At 69.2% G+C, this 13,242-nt stretch carries 11 protein-coding genes; 6 read left to right on the top strand and 5 right to left on the bottom strand.

The genetic code is table 11. The features are described from left to right. Positions 1–89: 89 nt before the first annotated feature. Positions 90–2,012 carry a BglG family transcription antiterminator gene (locus ACIOU8_RS16095; protein WP_400791606.1) on the top strand — a complete coding sequence of 641 codons (1,923 nt, stop codon included), beginning with the start codon at positions 90–92 and terminating at the stop codon, positions 2,010–2,012. An 8-nt stretch (positions 2,013–2,020) separates the two neighbouring features. Here ACIOU8_RS16095 and ACIOU8_RS16090 read toward each other — a convergent pair whose 3' ends face one another. The 3 genes from ACIOU8_RS16090 to ACIOU8_RS16080 are packed head-to-tail and all read right to left on the bottom strand — an operon-like array spanning position 2,021 to position 4,790. After that, a complete protein-coding gene (locus ACIOU8_RS16090) occupies positions 2,021–2,284 on the bottom strand; it encodes an HPr family phosphocarrier protein (RefSeq protein WP_400791604.1) in 264 nt (87 codons plus the stop codon). Between the two features lie 5 nt (positions 2,285–2,289). Continuing rightward, positions 2,290–3,960, bottom strand: a complete 1,671-nt coding sequence (locus ACIOU8_RS16085; RefSeq protein WP_400791601.1) for a phospho-sugar mutase — start codon at positions 3,958–3,960, stop codon at positions 2,290–2,292. Next, positions 3,957–4,790, bottom strand: coding sequence for a purine-nucleoside phosphorylase (locus ACIOU8_RS16080; RefSeq protein WP_400791598.1), 834 nt, complete (start codon positions 4,788–4,790; stop codon positions 3,957–3,959). The genes ACIOU8_RS16085 and ACIOU8_RS16080 overlap by 4 nt, the downstream gene beginning before the upstream one ends. 48 nt (positions 4,791–4,838) lie before the next feature. Here ACIOU8_RS16080 and ACIOU8_RS16075 point away from each other — a divergent pair, with 48 nt between their 5' ends. Then, positions 4,839–6,293: an NAD(P)H-quinone dehydrogenase gene (locus tag ACIOU8_RS16075; RefSeq protein WP_400791595.1), complete on the top strand. Its 1,455-nt coding sequence runs from the start codon at positions 4,839–4,841 to the stop codon at positions 6,291–6,293. Between the two features lie 75 nt (positions 6,294–6,368). Here the strand turns inward: ACIOU8_RS16075 and ACIOU8_RS16070 are convergent, their stop codons facing one another. Both ACIOU8_RS16070 and ACIOU8_RS16065 read right to left on the bottom strand, forming a co-directional pair. Then, on the bottom strand, positions 6,369–8,135 hold the full coding sequence (locus ACIOU8_RS16070; protein ID WP_400791592.1) for an acetyl/propionyl/methylcrotonyl-CoA carboxylase subunit alpha: 1,767 nt from the start codon (positions 8,133–8,135) through the stop codon (positions 6,369–6,371). A 78-nt stretch (positions 8,136–8,213) separates the two neighbouring features. Continuing rightward, entirely contained in the window at positions 8,214–8,852 is a 639-nt protein-coding gene (locus ACIOU8_RS16065; protein WP_400791914.1) for a Maf family protein, read from the bottom strand. 23 nt (positions 8,853–8,875) lie between these two features. Here ACIOU8_RS16065 and ACIOU8_RS16060 point away from each other — a divergent pair, with 23 nt between their 5' ends. The 4 genes from ACIOU8_RS16060 to ACIOU8_RS16045 are packed head-to-tail and all read left to right on the top strand — an operon-like array spanning position 8,876 to position 13,038. Continuing rightward, a complete protein-coding gene (locus tag ACIOU8_RS16060) occupies positions 8,876–10,105 on the top strand; it encodes a class I SAM-dependent RNA methyltransferase (RefSeq protein ID WP_400791589.1) in 1,230 nt (409 codons plus the stop codon). Positions 10,106–10,146: 41 nt separating this feature from the next. After that, a complete protein-coding gene (locus tag ACIOU8_RS16055) occupies positions 10,147–10,809 on the top strand; it encodes a response regulator transcription factor (protein ID WP_140037550.1) in 663 nt (220 codons plus the stop codon). After that, the gene (locus ACIOU8_RS16050) at positions 10,799–12,031 is read left to right on the top strand and encodes an ATP-binding protein (RefSeq protein ID WP_400791586.1); all 1,233 of its coding nucleotides are present in this window, start codon (positions 10,799–10,801) and stop codon (positions 12,029–12,031) included. Before ACIOU8_RS16055 ends, ACIOU8_RS16050 begins: the two co-directional genes overlap by 11 nt. Then, on the top strand, positions 12,028–13,038 hold the full coding sequence (locus ACIOU8_RS16045; protein ID WP_400791584.1) for a hypothetical protein: 1,011 nt from the start codon (positions 12,028–12,030) through the stop codon (positions 13,036–13,038). Before ACIOU8_RS16050 ends, ACIOU8_RS16045 begins: the two co-directional genes overlap by 4 nt. Positions 13,039–13,242: the final 204 nt, after the last annotated feature.

Raw genomic sequence — 13,242 nt, 5'->3', positions numbered from 1 at the left:
GGAACATCGGTTTCGACGCGGGGCCCTCTCCTTCCTGACATCATGGAGTCACGTCAGGACAGTGCAGTCGGCACGGAGGAGGGAGCATCATGTCGCGACAGCGTCAGGACCAGCTCCTGTCGTCCCTGCTCCGACAGGAGAAGTGGGTGACGGCCGCGAATCTCGCCGATCAGCTCGGCGTCACCCCGCGCAGCATCCGCTCGTACGTCGCCGCTCTGAACGCCAGGACCGGAGCGGCGGATGCCGTCGAGTCGGGCCCCGCCGGGTACCGCGCCGGGTCGGGGGCTCGGAACGCGCTGCGCGCCCGGCAGAGCGGCGAGTCGGCTCCGCGCGACCGCCTGCACGGTCTCGTGCGCACCCTGCTCGATGTGCCGGACGGCGTCGACGTCTTCGCCACGGCTGAGGCGCTTCACGTGAGCGAGGCGACTCTCGAAGCGGATCTCGCTCGCGTCCGCACGCTGCTCGACGGCACCGATCTGACCCTCGAGAGAGACCGGGAGATCGTGCGGCTGCGCGGCAACGAGGCCGCACAGCGGCGCCTGCTGTCGCGGTTGGCGCACGACGAGATGGACGCCGCATCGTTCCACCCCGAGACGTTCCGCCGCGCGCTCGCCGGCGGGATCATCGCCGCTGATGCGGTCGGACCCTTCAAGTCCGAGCTGGTGCGCGAGCTCGGCGAGCAGGGCTACTACGTCAACGAGCTCGCGATCTCCGATGTCCTCCTGCACATCGCGATCGCCGCCGAGAGGGTCGCCGCAGGGCACGCGCTCGAGTCGGGTCCAGCCGGCGCGCGTGAGGAGATCCCGCGGGTGGGCGCCGTGATCGCCCGCCTCGCCCAGCAGCACTTCTCGGTGGCGCTGGGAGACGGAGACAGCGGGCACCTCGCGTCGCTCGTGCTGACCCGCATCGTGGCACCCGGAGAAGACGCCGCGGGCGATGTGGCCCGCAGCGGCGTGGACGCTCGGGTCGAGGCTGCCGTGCGCGCCGAGATCGCGAGAGCGGCGGACGACTTCCAGGTCGATCTGGTCGATGAGACGTTCGTGCTGCGCCTCGCCCTGCACGTGCAGAATCTGATGCGACGCGCCGAAGAGAGCGCGTTGACCCGCAACCCGCTCACCCGTTCGCTCAAGACCTCGTATCCGATGATCTTCGAGGTGGCCGTCTCGATAGCCAGTGGACTCCACGACCGGCTCGGCACACCGATCCACGACGACGAGATCGCCTACATCGCCATGCACGTCGGCGGCCGACTCGAGCGCAGCCGCAAGGCGGAGTCGATCCTCACCGCGACCATCGTGTGCCCCGGCTATTACGAGCTCCACGAGCTCCTCCGCTCGAGTGTCGACCGCTCGCTGGGATCGGCGATCGAGGTGACCAGCGTCATCACCAAGGTCGACCCGGATTGGGCATCTTTCGACACCGATCTGGTGCTCAGCACGATCGAACCCGGTGCGTCCGGCGATCGCTTCGTGCGGATCCAGCCCTTCCTCACGGATGCCGATGTCGATCGGATCCAGCAGGCGGCAGCTCGGGTCAGGCGTGGCCGGCGACTGACCCGGCTGCGCGCCGAGCTGGCGCGCTACTTCGTCGCCGATGCTTTCGTCTACCCGCTGCCCGACGAGGGGGAGGAGGCGATCATCCGTCGGCTGGGCGGACTGCTCGTGGACGCCGGTCTCATCGGGAACGACTACGTCGACAACACGATCCTCCGCGAACGGATGTCGTCGACGGCGTTCACCGATGCCCTCGCGGTGCCGCACGCACTCCAGATGACCGCGACGCGCACCGCGATCGCCGTCGGCGTCGCCGACGGATCAGCAGCCTGGGGTGAGGGACGGGTGCAGGTGGTCGCCCTCGCCGCGTTCAGCGAGAGCGACCGCGCCGCGTTCCAGACGGTGTTCGAGCAGCTGGTCGAGGTGTTCAGCGAACGCGACAGCGTGCAGCGCATCCTCCGGCGAGGCACGACCTTCGAGGCGTTCCTCGACGAGCTCGTCGCCGTCATCGACGGCTGACGACCGCATCAGCCCCGGGGATCCAACACGCCGGCCAGCGTGTCGAGGACGGCTTCGGCGTTCGCCGACTCGGCAGTCTCGAGCACCACCGCGTCGCCGGGCGCGAGTGCGAGGTCCATCAGCGCGAGAACGCTGCTGAGGTCCACGATCGCGCCCGACGACGTGCGCAGAGTCACGGCGTGCGGGTGCGCCTGCACGAGCCTGACGAGCTCGGCGACGGGGCGCGCGTGCACCCCGTTGTGGGCGCTGATCACGACATGTCTTCTCGGCATGCGGCCTACGAGCGTTCTTCCAGGAGCACGCGCACCGCGGCCTCGAGTTCGCCGACCGTCGCACTCGCCCGCTCAGCCGAGTCGGCGGTGGCGTCGATGTAGACCTTGAGCTTCGGCTCGGTGCCGCTCGGACGCACGATGATGCGGGAGCCGTCTGAGAGCCGGTAGCGCAGCACATCGCCCGACGGCTGTCCCTCGTCGGCGTGCAGCAGATCCTCCGCAGAGGCGATGGCGTGGCCACTGAGCTGCTGCGGAGGAAGCGTGCGCAGCGACAGCATCACACTGCCGATCACCGAGAGGTCGTCGACGCGCACGGACACCTGTCCGCTGGCGAAGTAGCCGTAGGTGTCGCCCAGCTCCGACAGCAGGTCGGCGAGCGACTTCCCGCGCTCGTGGGCTTCGGACGCGAGCCCGAGAACCGCGACGGCGGCCGAGATGCCGTCCTTGTCGCGCACGGTCTCGGGGTTCACGAGGTAGCCGAGGGCTTCCTCGAACCCGAACACGATGCCGGGGGCCCTGGAGATCCACTTGAAGCCCGTGAGCGTCTCGTGGAAATCGAGCCCGTGGTGCGCGGCGACGGCGCCGAGACCCGGGGAGGACACGAGCGAGCAGGCGAGCGACGCGCCGGGAGTGCCTGCAGCAGCCCTGGCGGCTCGAGCGCCGAGAAGAAGACCGACCTCATTGCCTGTGAGGCGTCGCCATCCGTTCTCCGATGACGAATCCGGGACGGCAACGGCGAGGCGGTCGGCATCCGGATCGTTCGCGATGATGAAGTCCGCCTGCACTCGGCGTGCCCGGGCGAACGACAGGTCCATCGCCCCCGGCTCCTCCGGGTTGGGGAACGAGACGGTGCGGAAGGTCGCGTCGGGCTTCAGCTGCTCCTCGACGACCATGGGCTGCGGATACCCGGCGGCCGACACGATCTTCGACAGGGTCTCCCAACCGACTCCGTGCATCGCGGTGTAGACCCACCGCAGGTCCGACGCGCCCGCAGGCGCCGGAGCGATCGCGGCTGTCGCGGCCACGTACGCCTCGACGACCTCCTCACCCGCCATCTCGTAGTCGGTGGAGCGAGGCAGAGCCGAGACGTCATCCGCGTCGGCGATCCGCCGGATGTGCGCGGCGATCTCCGCGTCGGCGGGCGAGACGATCTGCGAACCCTGGTCTGCGCCACCCAGGTAGACCTTGTAGCCGTTGTCGTTCGGCGGGTTGTGCGACGCCGTGACCATGACACCGGCATCGGCTCCCAGGTGGCGCACCGCGAAGGCGAGCACCGGCGTCGGCAGCAGCCTCGGAAGCAGGATCGCGCGAAGTCCGGCTCCTGCGAACAGCTCGGCGGAGTCGGTCGCGAACACCCGGGAGTTGCGGCGTCCGTCATAGCCGACGACGACCGTCGGCGTGCCGCCGCGCGACTTCTCGCGCAGGTACGCGGCGAAGCCCGCGGCCGCCTGTGCGACGAGCACGCGGTTCATGCGGTTGCTGCCGGCGCCGAGCGCGCCACGGAGCCCCGCCGTGCCGAACGCGAGCCTCGTGCTGAAGCGGTCGTCGAGGTCCGATGCAGCCGCCTCGTCACCGGCCGCCGCTCTCGTGATGACCGCGGCCAGTTCGTCGCGGGTCTCGTGATCCGGGTCCTGCCTCATCCAGGCGCGCGCCTGTGCGAGGCGCTCGTCGTTCACAGCGCCTCGACCACTCGTGCCAGCAGGGCCGAGATCACCGGCTCCGCCTCTCGGCCCGCCTCGATGACCTCGGCGTGGCTGAGCGGCGTCTTCTGGATGCCGGCCGCGAGGTTGGTGATGAGCGAGAATCCGAGGATCTCCATACCGGCCTCGCGTGCGGCGATCGCCTCGAGCGCCGTCGACATGCCGACGATGTGGCCGCCGATGTGCTTCGCCATCTGCACCTCGGCGGGCGTCTCGTAGTGCGGGCCGCGGAACTGCGTGTACACGCCCTCATCGAGGGAGGGATCGACACCGCGGGCGATGTCGCGCAGACGCGAGGAGTAGAGATCGGTGAGGTCGATGAAGGTCGCGCCCTCGAGAGGCGAGTCGGCGGTGAGGTTGATGTGGTCGCTGATCAGCACCGGCTGGCCGGGGGTCCAGGTCTCGCGGACGCCTCCTGCACCGTTCGTGAGCACCATGATCTCGGCGCCCGTCGCCGCGGCGGTGCGCACCGAGTGCACGACCCGGCGCACGCCATGGCCCTCGTAGTAGTGGGTGCGGGCGCCGATGACGAGCACGTTCTTGCCGTCGGGGGTGCGGATGCTGCGCAGAGTGCCCACGTGCCCCTCGAGCGCGGGCTTCGAGAAGCCGGTCACCTCGGTGGCGGGGATGGTCGCTGTGGTCTCGCCGATGATGTCGGCGGCCTTGCCCCAGCCGCTGCCGAGGGTCAGGGCGATGTCATGCTTCTCGACTCCGGTCAGGCGCGCGATGTCGGCGGCTGCGTCGGCTGCGATCTCGAACGGGTCGGCATTCGGGTCGTCGAGGGGGTTGCTGTGTGTTTCGGACATGGATCCACTCTAGGAAGGTGCAGGCTCCGGGGCCAGGATTGCGGAAGAATGGAGATCATGTCTTCCACCCCTTTTGAGCGCACACAGCGCGTCGCCGTCCTCGGTGGCGGTCCCGGCGGTTACGAAGCGGCTCTCGCGGCCGCTCAGCTCGGAGCCGAGGTGACCCTGGTCGAGCGCGTGGGCGTGGGTGGGGCGGCAGTGCTCACCGACGTCGTTCCGTCGAAGAGCCTGATCGCCACGGCGGATGCGGCTGTCGCGATCTCGGAGGCCTCCGACCTCGGGGTGCAGTTCTACGCCAAGGGCGAGCACGGCAAGCCGCTGAAGCCCGAGATCGCGATCAACCTCGCAGCGGTGAACAAGCGGCTCATCGCGCTCGCCGGGCAGCAGTCGGAGGACATGCGCACGACGCTGCTCGAAGCAGGCGTCCGCATCCTCTCCGGTCACGGGCGGCTCGAGGGTCCGACCGCGATCGTCGTCTCGACGGGGCAGGAGGGCACGGACTTCGATCGGATCGAGGCCGACACGATCATCGTGGCGGTGGGTGCCTCGCCGCGTGAGCTGGATTCGGCCAAGCCCGACGGCAAGCGCATCCTCACCTGGACGCAGCTGTACGACATGAAGGCGCTCCCCGAGCACCTCATCGTCGTCGGTTCCGGGGTGACCGGTGCGGAGTTCGCCTCCGCCTACATGAACCTCGGCGCCAAGGTGACTCTGATCTCCAGCCGTGAGCAGGTGCTTCCCGGCGAGGATCAGGATGCCGCGCACGTGCTCGAGAAGGTCTTCAAGCGCGGCGGCATGACGGTGCTCTCCAAAGCCCGCGCCGAGAAGGTCGAGGTCACGGAGAACGGCGTGACGGCGACGCTGTCCGACGGACGCACGGTAGAGGGCAGCCACTGCCTGATGGCGGTCGGCTCGATCCCGAACACCGCCGGCATCGGGCTCGAGGAAGCCGGTGTCGAACTCGACGAGACCGGGCATGTCCGAGTCAACCGCGTCGCGCGCACCTCGGTGCCCAACGTCTACGCCGTGGGTGACTGCACGAACTTCTTCCCGCTCGCATCCGTCGCGTCGATGCAGGGCCGCACGGCCGTGTTCCACGCGCTCGGTGACATCGTGATCCCGCTCGAGCTCATCAAGATCACCTCCAACATCTTCACCGCCCCCGAGATCGCGACGGTCGGCTACTCCGAGAAGGACGTCGAAGACGGCGTGGCCGACGGACTCGTCTACAAGCTGCCGCTCGCCGCGAACCCTCGGGCGAAGATGATGGGCATCAAGGACGGCTTCGTGAAGCTCATTGCCCGGAAGGGCTCCGGCACCGTGATCGGCGGCGTGATCGTCGGACCGAAGGCCTCAGAGCTGATCTACCCGATCGCCGTCGCGGTCGAGCGTCGTCTCACGGTCGACCAGGTCTCGCGCGTGTTCGCGGCATACCCGTCGCTGTCGAGCAGCATCACCGACGCGAGTCGGGCGATGCACCTCGTCAACGCGAAGATCTCCTGACGTCCCGAAACCTCGGATACGAGAAAGGCGCCCCGCGGCCGGCGGGGCGCCTTTCTCGTATCTTCCGAGGCGGTGTCAGCTGATCGTGAGCAGCTGGTGGCCGGCCGAGACGGTCGCGCCGGCGACCGCGCTGATGTTGGCGATCGTGCCGTCCTTGTGCGCCTGCAGCGGCTGTTCCATCTTCATCGCCTCGAGGATGACGACGAGGTCGCCCTTGACGACCTGCTGACCCTCTTCGACGGCGACCTTGACGACGGTGGCCTGCATGGGCGACTTCACCGCATCGCCGGAGGCGCCGGCGCTGACGGAGGTCGCGTGGCTGCGGCGAGACGGCGGCACGGCAGCCGGTCGTCCGGCGGTGCCGGCAGCCACCGCGACGCGGTCGGGAAGGCTGACCTCGAGGCGCTTGCCGCCGACTTCGACGACCACGGTGTGCCGGTTCTCCGATGCCGCGGGCGATTCCAGCTCGCCATCCCACGCGGGGATGTCGTTCACGAACTCGGTCTCGATCCAGCGGGTGAAGACGCCGAACTCGCCGTTCTCGGCGGTGAAGGCCGGGTCGTTCACGACCTTGCGGTGGAAGGGGATCACGGTCGGCAGACCGGCGACCTCGAACTCGTCGAGCGCGCGGCGCGACCGCTCCAGAGCCTCGGCGCGGTCCTTGCCCGTGACGATGATCTTCGCCAGCAGCGAGTCGAACGCACCCGAGACCGAGTCGCCGGCGGTGACGCCGGAGTCGAGTCGGATTCCGGGTCCGCCGAAGGTCTTGAAGACGTGGATGGGGCCCGGCTGGGGGAGGAACCCGCGACCGGGGTCTTCGCCGTTGATCCGGAACTCGATCGAGTGTCCGGTCGGCGTCGGGTCGTCGTAGTCGATGGTGCCGCCGGCGGCGATGCGGAACTGCTCCCGCACCAGGTCGATGCCGGTGACCTCTTCCGAGACGGGATGCTCGACCTGCAGGCGGGTGTTGACCTCGAGGAACGACACGGTGCCGTCGGCGCCGATCAGGAACTCGCAGGTGCCCGCACCGACGTAGCCGACCTCCTTGAGGATGGCCTTGGAGGCCGAATAGAGCAGATCGTTCTGCTTGTCGGTGAGGAACGGAGCCGGCGCCTCCTCGACGAGCTTCTGGTGGCGGCGCTGCAGCGAGCAGTCACGCGTCGAGATGACGACGACGTTTCCCTCGGCATCGGCCAGGCACTGGGTCTCGACGTGGCGGGGCTTGTCGAGGTACTTCTCGACGAAGCACTCGCCGCGGCCGAAGGCCGCGACGGCCTCACGGGTGGCTGACTCGAACAGCTCGGCGACCTCGTCGAGCTCACGGGCGACCTTGAGACCGCGCCCTCCGCCGCCGTACGCGGCCTTGATCGCGATCGGCAGACCGAACTCCTGGGCGAACGCGATGACCTCGTCCGCTCCGGCGACCGGTCCGGGCGTACCCGGGGCGAGAGGCGCACCCACCTTCTCGGCGACGTGCCGGGCGGTGACCTTGTCGCCGAGCGCCTCGATGGCCTCGGGGGAGGGGCCGATCCACGTCATGCCTGCACCGATGACGGCGCGGGCGAACTCGGCGTTCTCGGCGAGGAAGCCGTACCCGGGGTGCACGGCGTCTGCGCCGGCGCGGCGAGCGATCGAGAGGATCTTCTCGATCTGCAGGTAGGTCTCGGCGCTCGTCGCTCCGCCGAGGGCGTAGGCCTCGTCGGCGAGGCGGGTGTGCAGAGCGTCGCGATCCTGGTCGGCGTACACCGCGACGGAGGCGATCCCCGAGTCGCGAGCGGCACGGATGATGCGGACGGCGATCTCGCCGCGGTTGGCGATGAGCACCTTGGCGATATCAGGCATGCTTGCCAGCCTAGCGAGAAGGGTGGCGTTCTCTTTGACGACTCTCCACAAGAAAGAAGGGGAAACGTCGACGAGACTCTACGACCAGAGGTCGGTCCACGTCACGCCGAGATCGGCGGCGAGGCGCCGCACGGTCGACAGCGACATCCCGACCACGGTCGACGGGTCTCCGTCGACGCGCGTGATGAAGGCACCGCCCAGGCTGTCGACCGTGAACGCGCCGGCGACGAGCAGGGGCTCGCCCGACGCGACGTAGGCGACGATCTCGGCATCCGTGATGTCCTCGGCGAATGTCACGGAAGCCTCCGCGGTCGCGGTGGCCTCAACCGGTGCGGCACCAGGCGAGACGCGGAAGACCGAGTGCCCGGAGTGCAGGATGCCGGTGGCTCCGCGCATCTCCTTCCACCGCCTCGTCGCCTCCTCGGCCGTGTAGGGCTTGCCGTACACGCGGCCGCCGAGCTCGAACATGGAGTCTCCGCCGATCACGATGCCGTCGAACGACCCACCTTCCGCGAGTCGCCGAGCGACATCCGCGGCCTTGGCGCGGGCGAGCAGGAGCACGAGGTCTGCCGGGGCGAGCTCGGCGCCCCTGTCGATCGCGGCGGCCGCGGCCACGGCATCCTCGTCCACCCCTGGCGACTGCGTCAGCGGTTCGATACCGGCCTGACGCAGCAGCATGAGACGGGCGGGAGAGGTGGAGGCGAGGCAGACGCGCATGTTCACCACCGTATCCTCGAAGGATGACTTCCTCCCCAGTCCTGCTCGATCTGGACATCACCGGCATCGCGCACGGCGGCACGTTCATCGCCCGACACGAAGGTCGGGTCGTCTTCGTCTCCGACGCCATCCCCGGCGAGCGGGTGCGCGCGCGCCTGAGCGAGGATTCGACCGGTGAGTCGAAGAGCTTCTGGCGCGCGGAGACGGTCGAGGTCCTCGAGGCGTCGCCGCATCGCCGGCCGCACATCTGGGCGGAGGCCGACGTCTCGCGCGCCCCGGGAGACCGGCCGGGCGGCGCCGACCTCGGGCACATCGACCTCGCCCAGCAGCGCGTGCTGAAGCGCCAGGTGCTGACCGAGGCACTCGATCGCTTCGCCGGGCCCGGACTCGAGGCTCCCGAGATCGAGGCCGTCGACTCGACCGACGGCACCGGATGGCGCACGAGGGTCACCCTGCACGTCGACGACGAGGGCCGGGTCGGTCCCTACGCCGCACGCAGCCACCGGGTGATCCCGGTGAGCTCCCACCCGCTCGCCCGCCCGGCGGTCGCACAGGCGGCGCTGCGCCTCGCCGGCGGCGAGGCCGGCAGTGTCGACCTCGTCGAACCCGGTGACGGCACGGTGCGGGTGATCCGCCGAGACCGCCTCGACGAGCGACCGGCACGGGGCCAGCACCGTCGGCCAGCGCCCGAGGTCGTCTACGAGCAAGTGGGCGACCGTCGGTTCCAGGTCGATGCCGGTGGATTCTGGCAGGTGCACCCGCGCGCCGCCTCCGTGCTCGACGGCGCCGTCTACGGAATCCTCGACGGTCACGTCGACCCCGAGAAGACGCACTTCGATCTCTACGGGGGAGTCGGGCTCTTCGCCGCGTCGCTCGCAGATCTCGGTGGTACCGACATCGTCACCGTCGAGTCGAGTCGGCGAGCGACCCAGCATGCACAGCAGAACCTCTCACCTCTCGCCGTGAACGCCGTCACGGCGAGAGTCGACCGCTATCTTGCCGGTATCCCGGCGGGCACGCGCGCGGGAGCGGTCGTCCTCGACCCGCCGCGCGCGGGTGCCGGCCGCGCGGTGGTCGACGCTCTCGACTCGCTCGCCCCCGAAGCCATCGCCTACGTCGCGTGCGACCCCGTCGCCCTCGCCCGCGACCTCGGCACCTTCCGTGAGCACGGATGGAAGGTGGGGACTCTGCGCGGGTTCGATCTGTTCCCGCACTCGCATCACTTCGAGGTCGTCGCGCTGCTCACACGGTGACCGATGATCTGCGGACGCTGACTACTCAGTAGGCTGGGCGGATGAGCAGGGTCGCACTCATCGACGATCACGAATCCGTCCGCCTCGGTCTCGAGGCGGCGTGCGCTCGTGACGGAGCGCAGACCGTCGTCTTCTCCGGCAGCACCGTCGTGTCGTACCTCGAGTGGAGGTCGGCGACGTCTGCGCAGCCAGCTGACGTCGTGGTGCTCGACCTGACTCTGGGGGACGGCACCACGGTGACCGAGAACGTCCGCTCGCTCGTCGCAGACGGCGCGAGCGTCGTGATCCACAGCGTCGCCGATCGACCTGCAGCCGTGCGCGAGGCGCTCGCCGCGGGGGCTGCAGGCGTCGTGAGCAAATCCTCGGCGCTCGACGACGTGCTCGATGCCATCCGCACCGTCGCTCAGGGTGAGGCGCTGAACAACGTCGAGTGGGCGAGCGCGGTTGACGGCGATCGGGACTTCGCCGATGCCCAGCTGTCCACCCGTGAGCGCGAGGTTCTGCGGTTGTATGCCGCAGGCCTGCCTCTGAAGGCGGTGGCTGAGCGACTGGGCGTCGCCTACTCGACCGCGAAGGAGAACATCACTCGTATCCGGGTCAAGTACGTGGAGGTCGGACGGCCGGCACCGACGAAGGTCGACCTCCTGCGCCGCGCGATGGAGGATGGGATCGTCGCCGCAGACGGGGCGCCGAGTGGCCGCTGATCCGCTCAGCATCCGAGAGGCCTGGAGCAAGATCCCCTCTCCGGGCAGCGTGGAGACCGAGTTCGAGCGCTTCACAGGCAAGCGCATGGAACGCATCCTCGCCACTGTCGTCGCGATCGGATCGGCCGTGCTCGGAGCGCAGGCCCTGATCGCGGGCATCACGACCACAGCGGGGGCGGATGCCGCGCGCATCGCGATGCTGCTCGTGGTCTTCATACCGCTGATCGTGATGCTCATCGCGTGCGTCATCGGTCGTGGAGTCAGGACGGCGTCGGGAGCATTCGCGATCGTCTACACGCTCGCGCTCGGTGCGTGGCCGAGTTTCGTCGACCCGGTCGGCGAGGCGGCCGACCAGCCATGGATCTTCTTCCTCGTCAACGTGGGAGTCGTAGCCGCCATGCTCGCGTTTCCGCTCTGGCTGCAGTTCGCGTGGGCACTGTGCCTGCCGTTCGTCTACGGCTACGTCCGTCTCGTCGAGGGTGACTTCTCGCGCGACTTCTGGGTGACGACGGCCTTCGACGTGTCGTTCACACTGATTCTCGGGGTCGTCATCGTCGCGCTGGGGTGGATGTTCCGTTCGGTCGCCGCAGGCGTCGACGAGGCCCGGGCACGGGCCGTCGCCTCGTACGCCGGGGCAGCGGCCGCAGCGGCTGCGGAGGAGGAGCGGGCGGCCATGTCGGCCCTCATGCACGACAGCGTTCTCGCAGCGCTGATCGCGGCGGAGCGTGCGGAAGGCGAGCGAGCGCAGGACCTCGCCGTGGGCATGGCCCGCGAGGCGCTCACCCGTCTGGCGAACACCGAGGCCGCTGTCGCGCAGGAAGGGAGTGACGAACCGGTGGGTGCGGCGCAGATCGTCGTCGAGCTCCGGCGGGCGCTCTCGGAGCTCGGAGCGGATGCGATCGTCGAAGAGCGAGGCGGGATCGGCCTGATCCCCGGACGCGCCGCGAGAGCACTGGTGCTCGCCGCCAGACAGGCGCTCGGCAATGCCGTCACCCACGCGGGCGGGCGCGGCCTCCACATCCTCGTGGAGGGCCGAGGAGAGGAAGGCATCACCGTGACGATCTCGGACACCGGTCCTGGGTTCGATCTTCGGGCGATCGGTGCCGACCGCCTCGGGATCAGAGCGTCGATCTTCGCGCGCATGGCCGGAGTGGCCGGCACCGCAGAGATCGACTCGGGCGAGAGCGGCACCACGGTGACGCTGGGCTGGGAGCTGCCATGAACCGCACGGTGCGCAGTGTCGCGACCTCGCTCGCCGTCGGCTTCGCGATGTACTTCGCCGCCAGAGGCGTCTGGTGGATCGAGCAGCCGACCGCGCCGTTGCTGATGGTCGCGGCGATCGCCCTGTATCTCGTCGTCGTCAATGTCGCGATACTCTGGGACTCGGCGATCTCCGTGCGGATGCCTCTCTGGGCGGCGTTGGCGACCCTGGCCTCCAGCCTGCTGATCCCCGTTCTCGTGACGCTGTCTCTCGATCCCCTCACGCGCACGGCGCCGTTCGCGACCTGGTACATCGGCGCCCTCGGTCTGCTGGGCGTGGTGTGCATCGTGCGGCGTCGGTTCGTGATCGGGTGGCTGGTGGTGGCCGTCCTCGTCGCCACCTCGTCGGCGTACCTGGGCTTCTTCGTCGCGCTGTCGCTCGGCCTCGTCGGTTCGCTCATGTGGGTCGTGATCGCTCACCTGCTGGTGATCTTCTGGGACAGAGCCGTTCGCGACACCGAGCGCCTCGCGGGGATCCAGCAGGCTGTGTCGGCGTGGCACGCGACCCAACAGGTGCGCCAGAAGGAACGTCGCCTGCGTACACAGTTCGCGCTTGCGGTCGCCGGGCCCGTGCTCAGTCGCACCGTCGCGTCTCGCGGGTCGCTGAATGACGAGGAGCGTCTGCAGGCGCGTCTGGCCGAGGGGCGCCTCCGGGATGAGCTTCGCGGCGCTGATCTGCTCAACGACGCGGTGCGGGACGCGATCGAGGATGCGCGTCGCCGTGGCGCTGTCGTCACGGTCTTCGACGAGGGCGGCCTGGCCGATGTCGACGAGAAGAGGCGCGCGACGATCCGCGACGAACTCGCGCGCGTGCTGCGCGATGCGGATGCGGAGCGATGGATCATCCGTGCGGCCCAGGATCCACTCACTGCGGTGACGGTGGTCGGGCGCGCAGGCGCAGGCGGGCAGAGCGACGACGACGCCGTCGATGTGTGGCACGAGATCCCGCGAGACGCGCCAGAGGTCTGACGCAGGGCCCTGCCCTCGGCTCTGGCCGGGGGAGGAGGTCAGAGTCGAGGTCAGACAGAGTGGGCGAGGGGCGGCGAATCCGCCAGCCCCTCGCCAAGCGGACAAGTTACCCGAAAACCGTCCGCTGGTGGCCGGTCTGCGTCTATCTACCCTGGGACAGAGAGACCAGCCGAACGCTGAGCGTCTTATTCAGTTTCACGGTTA

This window comes from Microbacterium sp. NPDC087589, assembly GCF_044743635.1.
Lineage (GTDB): Bacteria > Actinomycetota > Actinomycetes > Actinomycetales > Microbacteriaceae > Microbacterium.
Note: the sequence above shows the minus strand (reverse complement) of the source record. Positions and strands in the feature narration are given on the sequence as shown.